Raw genomic sequence first — 21,193 nt, 5'->3', positions numbered from 1 at the left:
AAAGGGGCGCGCGTGCGCGACCTCGTTGAGATCGGCATGGGCCGAACAGCCCGACGAACCTATGAGCTGGACGACATCGACATCGTCCCCTCCCGCCGGACCCGCTCCTCCAAGGAGGTGTCGACGTCCTGGCAGCTCGACGCGTACCGGTTCGACATTCCGGTGCTGGCGCATCCGACGGACGCGCTCGTGTCGCCGTCGTTCGCGATCGAACTCGGCAAGCGCGGTGGCCTCGGGGTCATCAACGGTGAGGGTCTGTGGGGCCGGCACGCGGACGTCGAGGCCAAGCTCGCCGAACTCGTCGCGCTGGCGGAGTCGGACGTCGACGTCGAGGCGCCGATCAAGAAGCTGCAGGAACTGCATGCGGCGCCGTTGCAGCCGGGTCTCCTGGCCGCCGCGGTGGCGCAGGTCCGCGACGCGGGTGTCACGACCGCGGTGCGGGTCAGTCCGCAGAACGCGCGGGCGCTGACCCCGCAACTGCTGGAGGCGGGCATCGACCTGCTGGTGGTGCACGGCACGATCATTTCCGCCGAGCACGTCGTCCACGGCGACAGCGAGCCGCTGAACCTGAAGACGTTCATCTCCGAACTCGACGTTCCGGTCGTGGCCGGTGGGGTGAGCGACCACCGCACCGCACTGCACCTGATGCGCACGGGCGCGGCCGGGGTGATCGTCGGGTACGGCTCCACCGAGGGCGCCACGACCACCGGTGAGGTGCTGGGCATCGGTCTCCCGATGGCGACGGCCATCGCGGACGCCGCCGCCGCCCGCCGCGACTACCTCGACGAGACGGGCGGCCGCTACGTCCACGTCATCGCGGACGGCGACATCACGTCGTCGGGCGACCTCGCGAAGGCGATCGCCTGTGGCGCGGACGCCGCAGTTCTGGGCGCGCCTCTGGCCGTTGCCGCGGAGGCTCCCGGCGGCGGCTGGTACTGGCCGTCGGCTGCCGCGCACCCGTCGGTGCCGCGCGGCACGATGCTGCCGGTCTCGTTCGGTGACCGCCCGTCGCTGGACCGGGTCCTGACCGGCCCGTCGGACGACCCGTTCGGCTCCCTGAACCTGGTCGGCGGACTGCGCCGCTCGATGGCGAAGGCGGGGTACTCCGATCTGAAGGAATTCCAGAAGGTGGGCCTGACGGTTCGCGCCTGAGGCGAACGCCGCCACTGCTTCTCTCGTCGCCCGATGCCGCATCGGTGCAGTTCAACTGCGCCGGTGCGGCATCGGGCGACGTGCGTTTGCGGGTATCGCGACCGTTCCTGATACCTCTCGTTACAGTTAAGGTGACCCTTGTGGCAGTTGTCACAACTGCCGGGTGCATACTGGCGAGTAATAAACTCAGGTTCGTTGGAGGTCGAGTGATGAGCAAGCAGCGCACAACGGATTACGACGTCCTCATCGTCGGTTCCGGATTCGGTGGCAGTGTCACCGCGCTCCGGTTGGTCGAGAAGGGGTACAAGGTCGGCATCCTCGAGGCGGGCCGCCGCTACGCCGACGCGGACTTCGCGAAGACCAGCTGGGATCTCGCGAAGTTCCTCTGGGCGCCCGCCCTCGGTTTCTTCGGCATCCAGCGCGTGCACCTGCTCCGCGACTGCCTCATCCTCGCCGGCGCCGGCGTCGGTGGCGGTTCGCTCAACTACGCGAACACCCTCTACAAGCCGCCTGCCTCCTTTTTCCAGGACAAGCAGTGGTCGCACATCACCGACTGGCACGACGAGCTCACGCCGTACTACGAGCAGGCCCGCAAGATGCTCGGCGTCGTCCAGAATCCGCACATGACCCCCGCGGACGAGATCATCAAGTCGGTCGCCGAGGACATGGGCGTGGGCGACACGTTCATCCAGACCCCGGTCGGCGTCTTCTTCGGCGAGGCGGGCAAGACCGTGCCCGACCCGTACTTCGGCGGCGTCGGCCCCGACCGCACCGGATGCATCGAATGCGGCGAATGCATGACCGGATGCCGGCACGGCGCCAAGAACACCCTGCTCAAGAACTACCTCGGACTTGCGGAGAAGTTCGGCGCGGAGATCATCCCGATGACGACGGTCAGCGGGCTGCGTGAGGCGTCCGACGGCACCTGGGACGTCTTCACCCGGCGCAGCGGGCCGCGGAAGAACCGGAATCGCAAGACGTACACCGCGGCGAACGTGGTCCTGGCCGCCGGCACGTGGGGCACTCAGCATCTGCTGTTCGACCAGAAGGAGTCGGGCGCGCTGCCCAAGATCTCCGACCGGCTGGGTGTGCTGACCCGCACCAACTCGGAGTCGATCCTCGGCGCCGCCAAGAACAAGGTGGACCCCGCGCTCGAGCTCACGAAGGGCGTCGCGATCACGTCGTCGTTCCACCCGACGTCCGACACCCACGTGGAGCCGGTGCGCTACGGCAAGGGGTCGAACTCGATGGCCATGCTGCAGACGCTGCTGACCGACGGCGGCGGCAGGCGGTGGATGACATTCCTCCGGGAACTCGTGAAGGATCCGACGGCACTGAAGGTCCTCACCCCGTACAAGTGGAGCGAGCGCACCATCATCGCGCTGGTGATGCAGAACCTCGACAACTCCATCACCACGTACACGAAGAAGGGCCTGTTCGGCCGGCGCAAGGTCACCAGCAAGCAGGGCCACGGTCAGCCGAACCCCAGCTGGATCCCGGCGGGCAACGAGGCGACCCGGCGGATCGCGGAGAAGATCGACGGTCGCGCAGGCGGCACCTGGGGCGATGTGTTCAACATCCCGCTCACCGCGCACTTCCTCGGCGGCTGCACGATCGCCTCGGACCCGTCGCACGGCGTCATCGACCCGTACCACCGGGTGTGGGGTTACCCGACGCTGAGCGTGGTCGACGGCTCGGCCGTGTCCGCGAACCTGGGCGTCAACCCGTCGCTGACGATCTCGGCGCAGGCCGAGCGTGCGGCGTCGCTGTGGCCCAACAAGGGTGAAGCGGACCTGCGTCCTGCGCAGGGGGAGGGATACCGGCGGCTGAACCCGATCGCGCCGATCAAGCCGGTCGTCCCGGAAGGCGCGCCCGCCGCGCTGGTGCTGCCGATCGTCGAGATCCGAAACGGCTCGGTGCTGCCGGACACGCGGAAGCACGGCGTTGCATAGCACCGGCAAGGGCCGGGTCGTGGGGTCGCGCAGACCACAGAGCTGCGCCGATTAGACTGACCCGGTGGCAGATATCGAGCAACAGAGACCGGTCCTCGTCGTCGACTTCGGCGCGCAGTACGCGCAGCTGATCGCCCGGCGGGTGCGTGAGGCCAAGGTCTATTCCGAGGTGGTCCCGCACACCGCGACCGTCGAGGAGATCGCGGCCAAGAACCCGCTCGCAGTGGTGCTGTCCGGCGGGCCGTCGAGCGTATACGCCGACGGGGCGCCCCAGCTCGATCCGGCCCTGTTCGATCTGGACGTTCCGGTGTTCGGCATCTGCTACGGATTCCAGGCCATGGCCGGTGCGCTGGGTGGGACGGTCGCCCACACCGGCACCCGTGAGTACGGTCGTACCGACCTGAAGGTGCAGGGCGGTTTGCTGCACGAGGGGCTGCCGTCGAGTCAGCCCGTGTGGATGAGCCACGGCGACGCGGTCACCGAGGCCCCCGAAGGTTTCACGGTGACGGCCACGAGCGAGGGCGCACCCGTCGCCGCATTCGAGGACCGGGCCCGCAGGCTCGCGGGTGTGCAGTACCACCCGGAGGTTCTGCACTCGCCGCACGGCCAGCAGGTGCTCAGCCGGTTCCTGCACGAGATCGCCGGCATTCCCCCCGCGTGGACGGCCGCGAACATCGCCGACGCCCTCGTCGAGCAGGTCCGCGAGCAGGTCGGCGACGGCAAAGCCATCTGCGGACTGTCGGGCGGTGTGGACTCCGCTGTCGCGGCGGCGCTCGTGCAGCGCGCGATCGGCGACAACCTGACGTGTGTGTTCGTCGACCACGGTCTGATGCGGGCCGGGGAGCGTGCGCAGGTCGAGCAGGATTTCGTCGCCGCCACCGGCGCCCGGCTCATCACGGTCGACGCCGCCGACACCTTCATCGGTGAGCTGGCCGGGGTGTCCGACCCGGAGACCAAGCGCAAGATCATCGGCCGCGAGTTCATCCGCAGCTTCGAGGGTGCCGTCAGCGACGTCCTCGGCGAGAACGCCGCGCACGGCGACACGGTCGAATTCCTCGTGCAGGGCACGCTGTACCCGGACGTCGTGGAATCGGGCGGTGGCACCGGCACGGCCAACATCAAGAGCCACCACAACGTCGGCGGCCTGCCCGAAGACCTGCAGTTCACGCTCGTGGAACCGCTGCGCCTGCTGTTCAAGGACGAGGTCCGCGCGGTGGGACGCGAGCTGGGTCTGCCCGAGGAGATCGTGGGACGCCAGCCGTTCCCCGGCCCCGGGCTCGGCATCCGCATCATCGGCGAGGTCACCCAGGAGCGGCTCGACCTGCTGCGTCACGCGGATTCCATTGCACGCGAAGAGTTGACGGCCGCCGGGCTCGACGGCCAGATCTGGCAGTGCCCGGTGGTGCTGCTCGCCGACGTCCGCAGCGTCGGCGTGCAGGGCGACGGACGCACCTACGGGCACCCGATCGTGCTCCGCCCCGTGTCCAGCGAGGACGCGATGACCGCGGACTGGACGCGACTGCCCTACGACGTTCTCGAGCGGATCTCCACCCGGATCACCAACGAGGTTCACGACGTCAACCGAGTCGTGCTGGACATCACGAGCAAGCCGCCGGGCACCATCGAGTGGGAGTGACGCACTGTGCGCGGTGAGCGAGTCGTCCGACTCGCTCACCGCGCACAGTGCGCGGTGAGCGCCTATCGTCGCCGGTTGGGCGCGAACACGAGTACCACGCCGACCAGCACCGCGACCACCACGAACAGCCAGCGGAATTCGACGTTCGCGAGCGGTTGCAGCGAGAACGGTCCCGCGAGCGCCCATCCACTCACCAGCAGTGCTGCCACCCCCGCGAGGAGCAGGAGCGGTGACGTGCGCTTGCGCGTCCGGGTCTGCTGGCCGTCCTGAGTGTCGTCGACGTCATCCACGGCGCACCTCCATACTTCCGAACCGGATATCTGCATTGAGGGTGAGGACGTGACCGTCCGTGCCGTCGGTGCCGCCGTCGAGACCGTCGGGGAGACACTGCGCGTCGCCGAACTGTGCGGTGCAGTGGTTCTCGACGTTCATGCCGGGCGGCAGAAGCACCACGACCTCACCGAACTGACCGCTGACGTCGACAGTCTTGTCCTCGGTGAGCGTGACGTTCCGGAGGTCGAGCGTGAAATTGCCGAACCCACCGGAGTAGGCGGGGTCGATGTCGGCCGCCGTCAGGGGCACCCAGGTCCGGTCGCCCATGTTTTCGCTGTTCAGGTCGAGTGACCCGACGAGCGAGGCGAGGATCACGAAACCGGCGAGGGGGCCTGCGACGACGAGAAGCCCGTAGCCCTTGCGCAGGAAGCCGCCGATCAGCAGCCCCACTCCGATGACGGCGAGCGCGACCGCGCCGATCCGACCGGGGTTCAGCCAGTCGGATCCGGTGGCGACCGCCAGCGCCGTCGCTGCCGCGGCCGCGAGGATGGCCAGTCCGATCACCATGGTGGTCAGGCGGGAATGCGTGCGCTCCGGTTGTACTGCGGGAGTGGTGGTCCTGGCCGGTTCGGGCAGATCCCACGCGAACGGCGCGACTCCGAGCGGATCCCATGCCGGTGGTCGCGGCTCGAGCGGCGCGAACGGTGCCGACGGTGCGTCGACCCGTGGACCGGCGGTCGGGGACTTCTCGAACGACACCGGATCGGCCTGGGGGGCAGGGGTTTCGGGTTTCAGTGCCTCGGTCGGGGCCTCGCCGGTCGCGTCCGCCGACTGCCCAGTCGTGGGAGGTGCACTCGGCGTGTAGGAGTCGGGAAGCTTTGTGTACGGACCGTACGCACCCGAACCGTACGTGCCCGGGCCGAACGGGTTGGCGCCGAACTGTCCCGGCGAGAAACTCGTCCCGGGATAACCGGTGCCGACACCGGGGGCGACGGCTCCGACGGGTGACGGCGGGGGGATCGGCTGCCGCTGGTACAGCAGCCACAGGCCGCCGAGCATCAGCGCCATGCTGATCAGCCCTGAGCCGCCGAGGCCGACGCCGAACGGTCCGACGGTGCTCACCGCGATCGCCAGTGCGACGAGAAGGACGACGGTCTTGGTGCCCGAGTCGGAACTGTGACCGCGTCCCATCAGCGACTCCGCGGGGGAGGCCGGGTCGCCCGACTTCGTGAGGGCGAGCCAGCACGCCAGGTAGAGGAGCACACCGGCGCCGCCGAAAATGGTGGACACGACGAACGCGACTCGTATCAGTACGGGATCGACGCCGTAGCGGTAGCCGATTCCCGCACAGACACCGGCGACGTGGCCACGGCCGGGCAACCGCACCGGTCGGGTCCGCCACGGATCCTGTATCTGCTCTTGGAAGCTCCCATTGCTCATACGACCATCGTTCCGGTCGCCGCGTTTCGCGTACATCGGGAAGTACCCTGATCTTTCCGGTCGGGGTGGGCCGGAACGCGGCCCGAAGTCAGGGTCGGACCCTGATGCCGCGGCCCCGGGATCGTGCCAGTATCGAAGGTGTGCAACCTGTGAACACGTCCGCGGGCGGCGCCCAGTACGCGGGCGCCGTGACCGCGCCGGTACCGCCCGGCGGTCTTCCCATGCCGCGGCTCGAACGCCGGACCGGTGGCCGCATCGTCGGCGGCGTCGCAGGTGGTATCGCCGACCAGCTGGATATCGACGTGATGAAGGTGCGGGTCGCGTTCGCCTGTCTCGCCGCGCTCGCCGGCGCGGGCATCGTCGGCTACGGGCTGTTGTGGATCTTCACGGCCGCGGGTTCGGACACCGAGAAACCCAGTGCGTCCGAGCGGCGCAGAGCGTACGGGCTGATCGCGATCGGCCTGGCCGGCGCATCCGCGTTGTCGTGGTTGTTCAGCGGCCGGGTCGGCTCGGTGATCGCACCGATCATCGTGGTGGCGGTCGGCGCGGCCCTCGTGTGGCGCGAATTCGATTCGGAGGGACCGCGCACCGTCATCGGGTTGCCGCAGCGCCCCACCGTCCTCACCTGGGCTCGGGTTCTCGGCGGCGTGACGCTCATCGTGTCCGGTCTCGGGGTGGTGATCCTCGCGCAGGTCGACTTCGCCGCGCTGCGTTCGTCGTTGCTGGCCGTCGTGGTCACCCTGGTCGGCGCCGGTCTGCTGACCGTGCCCCTGTGGCTGCGGCTGTGGCGGGCGCTGGGGGCGGAGCGTGCCGCCCGGATCCGCAACGACGAGCGTGAGGAGATCGCGTCGCACCTGCACGACTCCGTCCTGCAGACCCTGGCGCTGATCCAGAAACAGGCCGACCATCCACAGGAGGTCGCGCGGCTCGCGCGGGGGCAGGAACGGGAACTGCGCAAGTGGTTGTTCGGTGGGGGAGACACCGACCATTCCAGCCTGGCGGAGGCGTTGCGCATCATCGCGGGCGAGGTCGAGGACCACCACGGCGTCACTGTGCGGCCGGTGACGGTCGGCGACGTGGCGCTCGACGTCGACGGCACCGGCGAGGGACTGTCGAAGGAGAGTTTCACGGCGGTGCTCGGCGCGACGCGGGAGGCTCTGGTCAACGCCGCCAAGCATTCCGGGGAGACCGACATCAACCTGTTCGCCGAGGCCGAGCGCGAGCAAGTCAGTGTGTTCGTCCGCGACCGCGGCGTCGGATTCGACGCCGACGAGGTGTCCCCGGACCGGCAGGGGCTGACGAAGTCGATCCGCGGGCGGATCGAACGCAGAGGCGGGCACGTCGACGTGCGGTCCACGCCCGGCAAGGGCACCGAGGTGCGAATCCACATGCCGCGGAACGGCCGGGCGCGCGCGGGGGCCGCCGAGAGCGCGGACACCGGCGTGGAGGACGTGCCGTTCAGTCAGGGCGCATGAACACCACTTTCGTCGTGTCGGTTCATCTGATGCGCAGCGCCTGCTCGCATCCTGTCCCCGTGAGGGGGTAATGTTCGCCCGCGACGCGACTGTGGGGGTCGTGCGGTCACACCGTGCCGAGGCGGGGTGCGACGCGAGACATCAAGGGGGGATTCATGTTCGACCGCGACAGCCTGCGGGTCCGTGAGCAGGAACTGCAGGGTCAGATCGATTCGATGCTGGCCACACTCGACCGGCAGACGCACGATCTGCATGCCGCTCAGCAACAGGTGGCACGGCTACGGGTGACGGGTGAGTCCGCCGACGGGCTGGTGCAGGTGGTGGTGAACTCGGTCGGCGGGGTGGTCGAGGTGCACCTGGCACCGGACGCGTTCCGGCGGTCGACCCCCGACTCGCTGGGACGCGCGATGACCGACGCCGCCCGCCGCGCCGGCGAGGCCGCGCACGCCGAGTCGATGCGCATCATGGGATCGATCGTGTCCGCGACCGAGACCCTGCCGGATCTACCGGACCTCGTTCCCGGCGCGCCGAGCCTGCGGGACTTCCTCCCGCCGCTGACCCCCGAGGGCGGCGACACCCCGGCCGATCCGGAACCGGCCCCGGACGATCACGGCGACGGGTCGTGGAATCGGCCGCTGCTGCGGGACGGGTGGCAGTGAGCGCGCAGCTGTGGGTGGACCCGGCGCATCTGCGCGGCGTCGCACCCCGTTTCGATGCCCTGTCGCAGCGGATGGCGGAGGTCGCCGCCACCTTGACCGCGACCCTCGACGGTGAGGGCGAGTGCTGGGGCGCCGACGAGACCGGGACGACGTTCGCGAGCGGGTATCTGCCGTCCGCGGCCGCGGCCGAACACTCGCTGGGCTTCGCCGTCGCCGCGCTGGCCGCGGTCGGGTCGAAGCTGCGGAGTACCGCCGACTCGTTCGACGACACCGACCGCGGCACCGCGTCCAGCCTCGCCGGGCTGTTCTGATGGGCATCGAGGTTCCGGGCGGGGTCCGCTGGTTGGCGGAGAAGGTGGTCGGGGCGGACTGGCCCGATGCGGACGAGACGGCGATGGAACGGCTCGGGCAGGGGTGGAAGGACGCCGGCGCCTCGCTCGACGACATCATCGACGAGGCCGATGCCGCGATCCGGTCGGCGTTGTCCGGGGTCGGTGGTGACGTCGAGACCGCGATGGCGCAGGAGTGGGCGCGGATCGGTACGGACGGTGCGTTGCATGAGCTGTCGGAGTTGTTCCACGAACTCGGTGACACCCTGGACTGGTCGGCCGACGACATCCGGGTCGCGAAGCTGTCGATCATCGCGGCGCTGGTGGCGTTGGCGGCCGAACTGGTCGCGGTGGCGGTGGCGAGCGCGATGACGTTCGGTGCGGCGAGTCCGGCCGCGTTCGCGGCGGAGGCGGCCACCCAGGTCACCGTGCGGATGATCATGCGGCAGCTGATCACCTCGCTCCTCCGACGCGCCGCCGTCGGCGCGGCCAAGGGGGCGGCAGGTGGCGCCGCAACGCAGGCCGGACTCGAGGCTGCGTTTCAGAGGTATGAGATACACGTGGGCCGGCGCGACACCGTGGACTGGGGCAACGTCGCGGAGGCAGGCGGCAAGGGCGCGGTCCAGGGCGTGGTGAAGGGAGCGGTCAACGGTGCATTCGGGCTGAAATTCGCGGACCCGCGTTCTCGAGTCGGGGGCATGCTCGGCTCCTACGTGCAGGAGGAGACCGTCGGCACACCGAGGTTCTCCGACGCCGTCGTCGACGAGGTCCTGGACCGGACCGGACTCGACGACGAGGTCCGGCGCGCCCGCGAAGAGATCGACGGGCGGCTGCCGTGACCAGAACCGGTGCGGACCGGCGGCCCCAGCCCGCCGGTTTCCTGCGGCGAGGTCTCGCGCTGGCGCTGGACCTCGCGCTGCATGTACTGATCGCCGCGCTGGTCGGCGTCGTCGTGTACGTGCTGCAGACGGATGGAGGCTCGGTGCAGTCGATTGTGGCCGAAGGGACGGCGGGACTCGCCACGATACCGGCGTGGATCGTCGCCTCGTTCGTCCACCGGACCGCACTCCAGGCGCGATTCCATGCGACGTTCGGCAAATGGATGACGGGTCTGTGTGTCGTGCGGCCGGAGGACGGAACGTGGCCGAGCTTCGGATATCTGGTCAAGGCCTGGTTCCGAAGTGTCTATGCCATCGTCGAATCGGACATCGCCACGGACGGCGAAGACGGGATGCCTGCGGTGGTGCGGCGACCTGGTGAATCGTGCGACACGCTCTACAGTGGGGTGACACTACCGCCCACGCCGAGGAACAGCCGCAGTGACTTTGCCTGAAACACCCCCGTACCGTGTCTTTCTCGTCGACGATCATGCCGTGTTCCGCTCCGGTGTCCGCGCCGAGCTGGGCAGGGAAGCGGACATGGAGGTGGTCGGCGAGGCGGGCGGTGTCGCGGAGGCGGTGTCCGGGATCAACGCCACCTCGCCGCACGTCGTGCTGCTCGACGTCCACATGCCCGACGGCGGCGGTGTCGCCGTGCTGCGGGGCATCGAGTCGGGTCCGGTGTGCCTGGCGCTGAGTGTGTCCGACGCCGCCGAGGACGTGATCGCCGTGATTCGCGCGGGCGCCCGCGGGTATGTCACCAAGACGATCTCGGGCGCCGAGCTGGCCGACGGCGTCCGCCGGGTCGCCGGCGGTGACGCCGTGTTCAGTCCGCGGCTCGCGGGTTTCGTGCTGGACTCCTTCACCGGACGTTCCAATGCTCCTGAGCCGCAGCTGGATCCGGAGCTGGATTCGCTGACACCGCGGGAACTGGAAGTGCTGCGCCTCCTCGCCCGCGGTTACACGTACCGCGAGATCGCCGAGGAACTGGTGATCTCGGTGAAGACGGTCGAAACGCATGCGTCGAACGTGCTGCGGAAGACGCAGCAGTCCAACCGGAATGCGCTCACGCGGTGGGCGCACCGCAGGCGCATCGACTGACGTCCCCGGGGGTCAGGGCTGCGCGAGCAGGACGATCACGGCCACGAGCACGGCCAGGATCAGGATCGCGACCATGACACCCATGGCGATCGGCGCCCACGCGACCACCTGGTCGCGGACCGTGGGAGCCGGCGAACCCGGAGCGGGTTTCGCCGGGCGCGGAGGCCACTGCAACCGGCCGAGCGGACGCGGCACGTTCTTCAACGGCGTGCTCTGATGGACGGCGGGCAGCCCGGCCTGCGTGGAACCGACCAGTTTGCTGCGGCGCCGTGAGTCGGGCAACGGTGTCGAACGGTGAGCCCACGCGGGGATGGTGCCGTCAGCGGAATAGACGGGCGAACCGACGAGGTGCGCGACGTTGCCGTCCCCGGCCATGGCCACCCGGGCCAGGGCGTCGCGGGCCTCGGCCATCGTCGGGCGACGCGCCGGGTCGGGTTCGAGGAGGTGCAGCAGCGTGTCGGTGAGCGGTCCGGCCTTGCTCGGACGGTAGATCTCGGCCTTCGCGACGCGGTGCAGGAGTGCGATGGAATCGGAGTCGATCCCGAACGGCGGCTGTCCTTCGACGACGGTGTACAGCGTGGACCCGAGCGAGAAGACGTCGCTGGCCTCGGTGGGGTCCTGACCGCGGGCGACCTCGGGGGAGAAGTACGCCGGCGTGCCGGTGATGACCCCGTTCGCGGTGTCCGCGGAATCGCCCTTGGCCCGGGCGATACCGAAGTCGCTGATCTTGACGGTGCCGAGTTCCCGGCCGCGGTCGGCGACGAGGATGTTGCCCGGCTTGATGTCCCGGTGCACGATCCCCGCGGCGTGGGCGGCGGTGAGTGCGTCGGCCACCTGCGCGCCGATCTGGGCGACCTCGAGCGGAGGCAGGGTGTCGGCGATGTTCATCGCCTGGGCGAGACTGCGGGACGGCAGGTACTCCATGACCAGCCAGGGTTCCCCGGCCTCGAGCGCCACGTCGTACATCGCGATGGAATGACGGTGCGCGAGTTTGGCGGCGTTGCGGCCTTCCCTCATGGTGCGGTCGCGGACCCGGCGGGCCTCGTCGGGGTCGAGTCCGGCCGTCGTGGTGACCTGTTTGATGGCGACGTCGCGGTGCAGCAGGGTGTCCCGTGCGAGCCAGACCGCGCCCATTCCGCCGCCGCCCAGTTTGGACCGCAGGCGGTACCTTCCGGCCACCAGGTATTCGGGTCCGATGCCCCTTTCGCTCTGCTCCTGCTCCATCACGCGTTCAGGTTAGAGGATTGTGCGGACACGGGATGCGCGGCCGTCCTGACCTGGTCGTTCTGGGTCCACTTGACGGGCATTCGCAGACCGGCTTTACTGGAAACGGGTTCGAAAATACGTTCGAACAAAGCGTCTGTTCGAGCCGCGTCTTCCCCGTGGTTGCCGACCGCTGTTGGTGTCGAGTGTCAGGGGTGTCGAGTTGGCTGAAGTGGCCGGCGAGCCGGGGTTTCCGGTGCCGGGGTCTCCCGAGTTGTCCGGGCTGTCCCGGCAGGAGCGTCTGGACTATCTCCGGCGGCGGATGGCCGCTGTTCCCGCGCGCGGTGAATCGGTGGCGGTCCGGGCCCCGGTGGACGGCGGGTTTCCTGCGACGGGCACGTCCACGGCTCCCGATTCCCATGCCGCCGGGGTGCTTCCGGTTCCGGCCGCGCTGGCCGGCCTTCTTCCCCGGGGCGGGCTGGTGCGCGGTTCGGTGGTGTCGGTGTCGGGGGCCACCTCACTCCTGCTGGGGTTGGTCGCGTCCGTGACCGCGGGCGGCGGTCACGTCGCGGTGATCGGGCATCCCCGGCTCGGGGTGCTGGCCGCGGTCGAGATGGGCGCGCAGCTGGAACGGCTGGCCCTGATCCCGGACCCGGGCGCCGATCCGGTGGAGATCGCCGCGGTGCTGCTGGACGGAATGGATCTGGTGGTGCTCGGGCTGGGAGGGGCGTCGGTGGCGCCGTCCCGTGCGCGTGCGGTGGTGGCCCGCGCCCGGAGCAAGGGGGCGACCCTGGTCGTCACGGACGGGCACTGGGACGGCGCGGAGATGCGGCTGGAGGCGCGGGTGCACGGTTATGCCGGGCTGGGCAACGGATCTCAGGACCGGGGCTGCGGGCGGTTGCGGTCCCTCAGCCTGGCGGTGTGCGCCCGGGGGCGGTCGTTCCAGCCGCGCACCACCCGGCTGGACGTGCGGTCGGCGGAGGGCCGGGTGGAATGGGTGGGCGCTCCGGAACCGGTGGTGCCTCTCGGGAACGTCCCCTTCCCGGAACCGGTGGAGGTGGTGGGCCTGTGAGCCGGGTGCTGGCACTGTGGTGCCCCGACTGGCCCGCGGTCGCGGCGGCCGCCGCCGCGGATCTTCCGCCCACCCATCCGGTGGCGGTGACGTCGGGCAACCGGGTGATCGCCTGCTCGGCACCGGCCCGCGCGGACGGGGTGCGGCGGGGTCTGCGCCGCCGCGAGTCCCAGGCCCGGTGTCCCCGGTTGCACGTGGTGGCAGCCGATCCCGACCGCGACGCGCGGCTGTTCGAGCCGGTCGCCTCCGCCGTCGACGCGGTGGCGCCCGGCGTCGAGGTGTTGCGGCCCGGTCTCGTGGTGCTGTCCGCTCGCGGCGTCGCCCGGTATTTCGGTTCGGAGGAAGCCGCCGCGGAACGGCTGGTGGACCAGGTGTCGGCGGTGGGGGTGGAATGTCAGGTCGGTATCGCCGATCAGCTGTCCACGGCCGTGATCGCCGCGCGCAGAGCAACTCTCGTGCCACCCGGTGAGGGGGCGGCCTTCCTGGCGCCGCTTCCGATGCGGGAATTGGCCGCGGAGCCGAGCCTCGCGGCGCCGCATCGCGGGGAGCTGGTCGACCTGCTGCGCCGGCTCGGGCTGCGCACGATCGGCAGTTTCGCCGCACTGTCGGCGGGTGATGTGGCGTCGCGGTTCGGAACCGATGCGGTGCTGGCGCACCGGGCCGCACGGGGTGAGCCGGAGCGTCCGCCGTCGGGGCGGTCGCTGCCTCCGGACCTGGAGGTCGAGGAACGGTGCGATCCCGTCATCGAACGGGTCGACGCCGCCGCCTTCGCGGGACGGGCGTTGGCGGAGAAGCTTCATCGCACACTGTCGGATGCCGCGGTGGCCTGCACCCGGCTGTCGATCTCGGCGAGCACCGGCAACGGTGAACAACTGTCCCGGATCTGGAGGTGCGCGGAACCGCTGACCCCGGAGGCGACGGCGGACCGGGTGCGGTGGCAGCTGGACGGGTGGCTGACCGGTCGCAGCGAGAAGCGGCCCACCGCCGGTATCGCCGTCCTGCGGCTCGAGCCGGTGGAAGTGGTGGCGGCAGGCGCCCTGCAGCTGGGGCTGTGGGGTGGGGTCGGCGATCAGGACGAACGGGCCCGGCGGGCCCTGGTGCGGGTGCAGGGCCTGCTCGGCGGGGAAGCCGTGCAGGTGGGGGTCCTCAGCGGCGGTCGGGGACCGGCGGAGCGCATCACGTTGCTGCCGTTGGGCGACGAGTTGATTCCTCGCAACGATCCCTCGGAGCCGTGGCCGGGCACGTTGCCGGAACCGGCGCCCGCCGCGGTGCTGACCGCGTATCCGGAGGTGTGGATGTCGGACGAGCGGGGTACGGCTGTGACGGTCACGGAACGTGGTGTGTTCAGCGCGCCTCCCGCGCGGCTGCGGTGGGGGAGTCGAGAGTGGGCGGTGTGCGGATGGGCCGGACCGTGGCCGGTGGACGAGCGGTGGTGGGACCCTCCGGCAGCGCGGACGGCGGCCAGGGCGCAGGTGCTGCTGGAGGAGTCGCGGGCGCTGCTGGTGATCTGCACGGCAGGCCGCTGGTCGGTGGAGGGAATCTATGAGTGACGGACCCCGCCTTGCGGACCGGCCGTCCGAAATGCTTTGCTGTGCAGAGGGTCGCGTGCCGGTGGCGGACAGCGTCAGGCATGGAGGCCAGCCACGGCCGCGTCGTCGGCTCGTGGCATACCTCGAAAGGGTCGACTGTGACCATTTCCTTCAACCACACGATAGTCGCCGCCAAGGACAAGCAGGAGTCGGCGACGTTCTTCACCACGCTGTTCGGGCTGCCGGACGCCGTGCCCGCCGGACATTTCCTGGCGGTCGCCCTCGACAACGGGGTGTCCCTCGACTTCGCGGAACCGCCGATCGAATTCCAGCCGCAGCATTACGCGTTCCTCGTCGGGGAAGACGACTTCGACCGGATCTACGGCCTGATCGTCGAGTGGGGTCTCGACCACTGGGCGGATCCGCGGCAGACGCTGCCGGGCACCATCAACACCAACGACGGCGGCCGGGGCGTCTACTTCCTCGACCCGTCCGGCCACTACCTGGAGATCATCACCCGCCCGTACGGGTCGGGCCGGTAGTCCGCGGCCGGGGTGCCGGTGCTCGCTAGTCTGGATTGTCGTGGACACGACCCGGACTACCCCGACGCGTACCGGCATCGAGATCGCCTATCGGGACAGCGGTGAGCCGTCGGTGTCGGCGGACGTCTGTCCCGTGCCGGTGGTGCTGGTGCACGGGATGGGCGGTGACGGCGGCACCTGGGACCGGTTGGCCCGCGCACTCGTCGCACAGGGGAGACGCGTGCTCGTCCCGGATCTGCGGGGACACGGTCGCAGTGCCCGGGCCGGGTCGTATCGGTTCGAGGAGTTCGGCGCCGACGTGGTGGAGGTGTGCGACAACCTGGGGCTGACGAGGGTGGATCTCGTCGGGCATTCGCTCGGTGGTCATGCCGCGTCGCTCGCGGCGCAGGCCCGACCGGGGCTGGTCCGCCGGCTGGTGATCGAGGAGGCCCCGCTCCCGTTGCGTCCCGGTGACCCGGAACAGGTGTTCGCGAACCGGTTGCCGTCGCTGCCGGAACTGTGGCACGCGACGACGAGCGTCGTCCGGCATCCGCGGGCCGTGTTCGCCTTCGACCGGTCGATGACGGGCTCCGCGCTCGAGCAGTTCCGCCGCCCGGATCCGTTGTGGTGGGACCGATTGCCGGACATCGAGGCCGATACGCTCATCCTGCGCGGCGGACCGGGCGGGATGGTCGACCCGCGCAAGCTCGAATCCGCGGTCGCGGCGATACCGAGGTGCCGGGTGGTGGTGTTTCCCGGCGGGCACAGCATTCACCGCGACCGGTACGACGAGTTCGCGGCGGAGGTCCTGCCGTTTCTGATGCAGCCTCGGGCAAGCTGACAAAAAGTCCGGAAATGTAAACCGCGGCGGCCTCGACAGGACTAGCGTGGAAGCGGAAAGAGGGGGCTCGGAACGAGGAAGAAGGACCCACGATGTCGACACTCACGCCAGGACGTCCCTACGCGCCCGGCAGGCAAGGGTTCAGCTCGCTCCGCGACGGGGGACTCAACTGGGACGCGTTCCCGTTGCGGCTGTTCACGAAGGGCAACGCCAAATTCTGGAACCCCACGGACCTCGACTTCAGCCGGGACGCGGAGGACTGGGAGGGGCTGAACTCGGAGCAGCAGCGGAACTCCACGTATCTGGTCGCACAATTCATCGCCGGTGAGGAAGCGGTCACCGAAGACATCCAGCCGTTCATGAAGGCGATGGCCGCCGAGGGCCGCTTCGGCGACGAGATGTACCTGACGCAGTTCTGTTTCGAGGAGGCCAAGCACACCCAGGTGTTCCGGTTGTGGATGGACGCGGTCGGCCTGACCCGGGACCTGCACCCGTTCGTCGCCGACAACCCGTTCTACCGGCAGTTGTTCTACGAGGAATTGCCGGGATCGCTGAAGGTCCTCGAGACCGATCCCAGCCCGGCCAATCAGGTGCGGGCCAGCGTCACCTACAACCACGTCATCGAGGGCAGCCTCGCGCTCACCGGGTACTACGCGTGGCAGAAGGTGTGCACGACGCGCGGAATCCTGCCGGGAATGCAGGAACTCGTCCGCAGGATCGGCGACGACGAACGACGCCACATGGCGTGGGGGACGTTCACGTGTCGCCGGCACGTCGCCGCCGACGACGGCAACTGGGGCGTGGTCCAGGAGCGGATGGCGGAGTTGATGCCGTTGGCACTGGGCATGATCGACTGGGTCAACAAGCAATTCGAGGTTCAGCCGTACGGGCTCGACGAACAGGAGTTCATCGCGTACGCCGCGGACCGGGCGCAGCGCAGGCTGGGCGCGATCGAGTCCGCGCGCGGACGCCCGGTCGAGGAGATCGACCTGGACTACTCGCCCGAGGCGCTCGAGGAGAAGTTCGGCGAGGAGGACGCCGAGGCGATGTCCGAGGCTGCCGGCTGAGACACACTCCGCGGTGGCAATGGCAGGATCTGCTCATGGCGCTCACCGCACTCGACCGCAGACTCCTCGGCTGGTCCGCAGCATTCGTGATCTCGCAGGCGAACATCATCCGCCTGCTCGGTCCCGTGGCACCCCGGCTCGCCGAGATCCAGACTGCCCGCTCCGCGCGGGACTACACGGCGATCCTCGACGGGATGACCGCCTCCGACACGGCGCGCTACCGCAGCCACTACTACCCGGACTTCGTCCACCCGCTGATCTACGCCGTCGCGTTGCGCACGGGTGCCCGGCGGTTGGCGGAACTGACCCCGCTGTCGCCGAGAACGCAGAGGGTGCTGGCGGTGGCGCCGGTGATCTCGGCGGCGGGCGACTATGCCGAGAACGTCGTCGGGCTGCATCTGCTGTCCCACCGTGAGCACATCACCGACGCGACCGTACGGACCACCAGCGCGGTCAGCGTCACCAAATGGGTGCTCGCGCTCGGTGCGCTCGGGTACCTTTCCCGGGGATTCGTGAGGGTCTGGGCGGGAAAGCTGTTCTCCCGCTAGATTCAGGCGCATGGGTGCTGCCGAGCTGAGCGTCGAGTACTTCACCGGCCAGGCCGAGTTCCGGGAGTGGCTCGCCGCTCATCACGCCTCCTCGCCTGGTATCTGGCTGAAGATGGCGAAGAAGGGGTCGGCGCATTCGTCGATCGACTACGACCGGGCGCTGGAGGTCGCGCTGTGCTACGGCTGGATAGACAGCCAGGTGCGCCGCGTCGACGACGACTTCTTCGTGCAGCGGTTCACCCCACGCTCGTCGCGGAGTCCGTGGTCGAAGCGGAACCGCGAGTTCGCGGAGAAACTCGCCGAGGCCGGTCTCCTCGAGCCCGCGGGCATGGCCGAAGTCGAGCGGGCCCGGGCCGACGGCCGCTGGGACCGCGCGTACGCGGGACAGAAGGCGGCGGAGATGCCGCAGGACTTCCTGGACGCCCTCGCGCGGAATCCCGAGGCCGAGGCCTTCTACGCGACACTCGACAGCCACAACCGGTACGCCGTCTACTACCGCCTGCAGGACGCCAAACGCCCGGAGACGCGTGCCCGCCGCATCGAGAAGTTCGTCCAGCAGCTGGCCGAGCGCAGGAAGTTCCACGACTGACCGATTTCGGCTACTGACACAATGGCAGCGTGCCCGACACGATCACCGCCACCTGTTCCGCGCTGTCCGCGACCGACGAACCCCTCGCGGGCACCGCTGCGCACGTCAGGGGCTGGGTGTGCCTGGAATTCCCCGGTGCGTGGGGCCGGGACGTGCTTGACGGCACCGCGCTCGGTCTGGACCTGGCCCGCGAACTCGACGTCCGCGCCGACACCGCCGGGGTGCGGATCATGTTCATCCGCCGGCCCGGCCGCGGCACCGCGTCGCCGGATCGGCGAACGGTGCTGCTGGCGCAGTCGCATCCCGCGCGGTCGTGGTGCGAGCGCCTGGAGATCGGCTACCCGGAAGACCTCCTCGACCTGGACTTCGGTCTCGTCGCGGGACCGGCACCCGGTCTCGGCACGCCGGTGACGGACCCCGTCGCCCTGGTGTGCGCGCACGGGAAGAGGGACCAGTGCTGCGCCGTGCTCGGCCGGCCGGTCGCGGCCGGACTGGCCGCGGAGTTCGGCGACGCGGTGTGGGAGTGCTCGCACACGGGCGGGCATCGGTTCGCGCCGTCGCTGATCCTGCTGCCCACGGGCTACACGTACGGCCGGCTGTCGGCGCAGCAGAGCGTCGAGGCGGTCCGCGCCGCCGCCCGGGGCGAGGTGTACCGGAGCGGGCTGCGCGGCCGCAGTTGCTGGGACACCCCGCAGCAGGTGGCGGAACTCGCCGTCCGCGATCTGGTCGACGCCGCCGCCGACGAGCTGACGGTTGACGCGAATTCGGTTGTCACCCATCGCGACGGGCGTCGCTGGGTCGTCGACCTCGAGGAGCGGGAACTGCCGCCACGGCCCGCGAGTTGCGGGGCGGCGCCGAAGCCGGTGCGACCCGTCGTCGCCACCGGAGTCCGCGCCCTCGCCCCCTGAGGCGGTCACCAGTGGGTGCCGGGCACCAGCCTTCCGACCTTCCGGGCGGCGCGGCCGAGCACCGACGACGTGTGGGGCCGGGGTTCCGGCGTGCGACGAGGGGCCGGTGCCGCGTCGTCCGTGCTGGTTCCCTCCGCGGCCGGTGAATCGGGGAACATGCGGTACATCTGGTGCATCACCCGATCCTTGACCGCCGGTGCGAAGACGTGGCCGAGTTCACCGAGCGTGCCGGTCGGGACGTCGATGCGTTTGGGGCGTTCGATCAGCGCCCGGACGACCATGGCGGCCGCCTTCTCCGGGGACGTGATCGGCCCGATGTTGTACCGGCCGGTGGGGGCGATCATCGGCGTCTCGACCAGCGGCATGTGGATGGTGGTGAACGTGATTCCGTCCGAGAGGGTTTCGGATGCCGCGACGTCGGTGAATCCGTCGAGGGCCGATTTGCTGGCGACGTAGGCGGCGAACCGCGGGGTCGCGCCCTGGACCCCGGCGCTGCTGATGTTGACGATGTGGCCGAACCGCCGCTCGCGCATCTGCGGGAGGAAGGCGAGAATCAGCCGGACCGCGCCGAAGTAGTTGACGGCCATGGTCCGTTCGAAGTCGTGGAACCGGTCCGTCGAGTGGTACAGGCCCCGGCGAATCGAGCGGCCCGCGTTGTTGACGAGCATGTCGACGTGATCGTGTTCGGCGAGAACGGCTTTGACGGTGTGTTCGACCGACTCGTCGTCGGTGATGTCGCAGGGGTAGCCGTACGCTTCGCCGCCCGCCGCGCGGATCTCGGTGACCACGGCGTCGAGTTCCGCGGTGCGCCGGGCGAGGAGGATGACCTTCGCGCCCTTGCGGGCCGTCGCGATCGCGGAACTCCGGCCGATCCCGGACGACGCCCCGGTGATCACGACGTGCCTGCCCACGAGCGGTCCGGCGGGGTGGGGCCTGCGAGCCCGGTCGGGGTCGAGGTTCTCGCGCCAATACGTCCACAGCCTGCCGGCGTACGAGGCGAAGGGGGGCACCTCGATGCCGGTGCCGCGCAGCGCCTCCCGGGTGTCGCGGTCGTCGAACACCGTGGGCAGGGTCAGGTTCTCGACGAGCACCGACGGGATGCCGAGTGCGTCGAGCACGGCCTTGCGTCCCGCGTCGAGGGCGGAGTCGGGGGTGGGGGTGAGGAACGGGCGGACGAGTTCGCCAGGCAGGCCGATCGCGGGGTGCGGTGCGCCTGCCGCCTCGGCGAGCGCGGCGTAGATCTCGCGGACCGGCTGGGGGCGCGGATTGACGAGGTGGAACGTCTGGCCGTCCCGTCCCGGTGCCGTCATCAGTTCCACGACGGCCGCCGCCACGTAGTCGACGGGCACGACGTTGGTCGCCCCGATCCGCGGGACCGCCACGGGCAGGGCGGCGGGGAGTTTCGCGAGTGCCGCGATGGCGGGGAAGAGGTAGTACGGGCCGTCGATCTTGTCCATCTCGCCGGTGACGGAACTGCCGACCACCGCGGCGGGGCGGTAGATGCGTGTGCGCAGGCCCTCGGCGTCGCGGACCAGTTTCTCCGCCTCGAACTTGGTGCGATGATACGGGGTGGGGAAGCCCTGGCCGAGATCGAAATCGGTTTCCCTGAACGGGCCTTCGTGATCTCCCGCCACGGCGATCGAGGAGACGTGGTGGAGAGTCGCATCCAGTTCCCGGGCCAGCGCGATGGCGGAACGGGTGCCGTCGACGTTCGTGGCGGCCTGCTCGTCGCCGGCCGTGAGGTCGTAGATCGCGCCGAGGTGCAGGACGTGGTCGGCCGCGGGGGCGGACTCGAGTCCGAGGCCGGGCTCGGTCAGGTCACCGATCAGCGGATGCACCCGTTCGCCGCCGGGCATGCCGTCGACGAGCGCCTCCAGTCGTGCGACGGACGCGCGCCGAACGAGGACGTGGATCTCGGCTGATGCATCGCGGTCGAGGATCAGGGGCAGCACGTGCCGGCCCAGGAATCCGGTACCGCCGGTGACGAGGTAGGTGGCCATGCCCCGAACTTACTCCAAAG

At 69.9% G+C, this 21,193-nt stretch carries 21 protein-coding genes; 17 read left to right on the top strand and 4 right to left on the bottom strand.

The features are described 5' to 3' along the window. Positions 1 to 12 precede the first annotated feature (12 nt). From CA951_RS19580 to guaA, 3 genes are all read left to right on the top strand, one after another. Entirely contained in the window at positions 13 to 1,152 is a 1,140-nt protein-coding gene (locus CA951_RS19580; RefSeq protein WP_087558425.1) for a GuaB3 family IMP dehydrogenase-related protein, read from the top strand. A gap of 209 nt (positions 1,153 to 1,361) precedes the next feature. Next, positions 1,362 to 3,104 (top strand): GMC family oxidoreductase N-terminal domain-containing protein, encoded by a 1,743-nt coding sequence (locus CA951_RS19575; RefSeq protein ID WP_087558424.1) that lies wholly within the window; start codon positions 1,362 to 1,364, stop codon positions 3,102 to 3,104. A gap of 64 nt (positions 3,105 to 3,168) precedes the next feature. Beyond that, positions 3,169 to 4,740, top strand: a complete 1,572-nt coding sequence (guaA, locus tag CA951_RS19570) for a glutamine-hydrolyzing GMP synthase (protein WP_087558423.1) — start codon at positions 3,169 to 3,171, stop codon at positions 4,738 to 4,740. A gap of 62 nt (positions 4,741 to 4,802) precedes the next feature. On the opposite strand, the gene CA951_RS19565 is transcribed toward guaA, so the two are convergent. Continuing rightward, the gene (locus CA951_RS19565; protein ID WP_087558422.1) at positions 4,803 to 5,030 is read right to left on the bottom strand and encodes a hypothetical protein; all 228 of its coding nucleotides are present in this window, start codon (positions 5,028 to 5,030) and stop codon (positions 4,803 to 4,805) included. Beyond that, positions 5,023 to 6,453 (bottom strand): PspC domain-containing protein, encoded by a 1,431-nt coding sequence (locus tag CA951_RS19560; RefSeq protein ID WP_373413962.1) that lies wholly within the window; start codon positions 6,451 to 6,453, stop codon positions 5,023 to 5,025. The genes CA951_RS19565 and CA951_RS19560 overlap by 8 nt, the downstream gene beginning before the upstream one ends. Positions 6,454 to 6,557: 104 nt before the next feature. Here CA951_RS19560 and CA951_RS19555 point away from each other — a divergent pair, with 104 nt between their 5' ends. The 6 genes from CA951_RS19555 to CA951_RS19530 all read left to right on the top strand — a co-directional run bounded on the left by CA951_RS19555 (position 6,558) and on the right by CA951_RS19530 (position 10,895). Next, the gene (locus tag CA951_RS19555) at positions 6,558 to 7,928 is read left to right on the top strand and encodes an ATP-binding protein (protein ID WP_087558420.1); all 1,371 of its coding nucleotides are present in this window, start codon (positions 6,558 to 6,560) and stop codon (positions 7,926 to 7,928) included. Positions 7,929 to 8,083: 155 nt separating this feature from the next. Beyond that, the gene (locus tag CA951_RS19550; RefSeq protein ID WP_087558419.1) at positions 8,084 to 8,587 is read left to right on the top strand and encodes a YbaB/EbfC family nucleoid-associated protein; all 504 of its coding nucleotides are present in this window, start codon (positions 8,084 to 8,086) and stop codon (positions 8,585 to 8,587) included. Next, entirely contained in the window at positions 8,584 to 8,898 is a 315-nt protein-coding gene (locus tag CA951_RS19545) for a WXG100 family type VII secretion target (protein WP_087558418.1), read from the top strand. Before CA951_RS19550 ends, CA951_RS19545 begins: the two co-directional genes overlap by 4 nt. Next, positions 8,898 to 9,755, top strand: coding sequence for a hypothetical protein (locus CA951_RS19540; protein WP_087558417.1), 858 nt, complete (start codon positions 8,898 to 8,900; stop codon positions 9,753 to 9,755). The genes CA951_RS19545 and CA951_RS19540 overlap by 1 nt, the downstream gene beginning before the upstream one ends. Beyond that, a complete protein-coding gene (locus CA951_RS19535) occupies positions 9,752 to 10,249 on the top strand; it encodes an RDD family protein (protein WP_087558416.1) in 498 nt (165 codons plus the stop codon). The genes CA951_RS19540 and CA951_RS19535 overlap by 4 nt, the downstream gene beginning before the upstream one ends. Next, on the top strand, positions 10,236 to 10,895 hold the full coding sequence (locus tag CA951_RS19530; RefSeq protein WP_015889975.1) for a response regulator transcription factor: 660 nt from the start codon (positions 10,236 to 10,238) through the stop codon (positions 10,893 to 10,895). The genes CA951_RS19535 and CA951_RS19530 overlap by 14 nt, the downstream gene beginning before the upstream one ends. A gap of 12 nt (positions 10,896 to 10,907) precedes the next feature. Here the strand turns inward: CA951_RS19530 and CA951_RS19525 are convergent, their stop codons facing one another. Then, complete coding sequence (locus CA951_RS19525; protein WP_087558415.1) at positions 10,908 to 12,119, bottom strand: serine/threonine-protein kinase; 1,212 nt, start codon at positions 12,117 to 12,119, stop codon at positions 10,908 to 10,910. A 211-nt stretch (positions 12,120 to 12,330) separates the two neighbouring features. Here CA951_RS19525 and CA951_RS44345 point away from each other — a divergent pair, with 211 nt between their 5' ends. The 8 genes from CA951_RS44345 to CA951_RS19485 all read left to right on the top strand — a co-directional run bounded on the left by CA951_RS44345 (position 12,331) and on the right by CA951_RS19485 (position 19,173). Continuing rightward, positions 12,331 to 13,170, top strand: a complete 840-nt coding sequence (locus tag CA951_RS44345; protein WP_256974005.1) for a hypothetical protein — start codon at positions 12,331 to 12,333, stop codon at positions 13,168 to 13,170. Then, the gene (locus tag CA951_RS19515) at positions 13,167 to 14,720 is read left to right on the top strand and encodes a DNA polymerase Y family protein (protein ID WP_087558413.1); all 1,554 of its coding nucleotides are present in this window, start codon (positions 13,167 to 13,169) and stop codon (positions 14,718 to 14,720) included. Before CA951_RS44345 ends, CA951_RS19515 begins: the two co-directional genes overlap by 4 nt. Before the next feature lie 137 nt (positions 14,721 to 14,857). Further along, positions 14,858 to 15,241, top strand: a complete 384-nt coding sequence (locus CA951_RS19510; protein ID WP_015889979.1) for a VOC family protein — start codon at positions 14,858 to 14,860, stop codon at positions 15,239 to 15,241. A 40-nt stretch (positions 15,242 to 15,281) separates the two neighbouring features. Continuing rightward, positions 15,282 to 16,061 carry an alpha/beta fold hydrolase gene (locus CA951_RS19505; RefSeq protein ID WP_087558411.1) on the top strand — a complete coding sequence of 260 codons (780 nt, stop codon included), beginning with the start codon at positions 15,282 to 15,284 and terminating at the stop codon, positions 16,059 to 16,061. Between the two features lie 92 nt (positions 16,062 to 16,153). Continuing rightward, the gene (locus CA951_RS19500) at positions 16,154 to 17,128 is read left to right on the top strand and encodes a R2-like ligand-binding oxidase (protein ID WP_087558410.1); all 975 of its coding nucleotides are present in this window, start codon (positions 16,154 to 16,156) and stop codon (positions 17,126 to 17,128) included. Positions 17,129 to 17,163: 35 nt separating this feature from the next. Next, complete coding sequence (locus tag CA951_RS19495; protein ID WP_087558409.1) at positions 17,164 to 17,676, top strand: hypothetical protein; 513 nt, start codon at positions 17,164 to 17,166, stop codon at positions 17,674 to 17,676. Between the two features lie 10 nt (positions 17,677 to 17,686). After that, positions 17,687 to 18,265, top strand: coding sequence for a YdeI family protein (locus CA951_RS19490; RefSeq protein ID WP_087558408.1), 579 nt, complete (start codon positions 17,687 to 17,689; stop codon positions 18,263 to 18,265). 29 nt (positions 18,266 to 18,294) lie between these two features. Next, positions 18,295 to 19,173: a sucrase ferredoxin gene (locus CA951_RS19485; RefSeq protein WP_087558407.1), complete on the top strand. Its 879-nt coding sequence runs from the start codon at positions 18,295 to 18,297 to the stop codon at positions 19,171 to 19,173. 5 nt (positions 19,174 to 19,178) lie between these two features. Here the strand turns inward: CA951_RS19485 and CA951_RS19480 are convergent, their stop codons facing one another. After that, a complete protein-coding gene (locus tag CA951_RS19480; RefSeq protein WP_087558406.1) occupies positions 19,179 to 21,173 on the bottom strand; it encodes an SDR family oxidoreductase in 1,995 nt (664 codons plus the stop codon). Positions 21,174 to 21,193 lie beyond the last annotated feature (20 nt).

The sequence above is a fragment of the Rhodococcus sp. NCIMB 12038 genome, from assembly GCF_002165735.1.
Lineage (GTDB): Bacteria > Actinomycetota > Actinomycetes > Mycobacteriales > Mycobacteriaceae > Rhodococcus_F.
The sequence above is the reverse complement of the archived record's forward strand: the minus strand, read 5'-3'. Positions and strand labels throughout refer to the sequence as shown.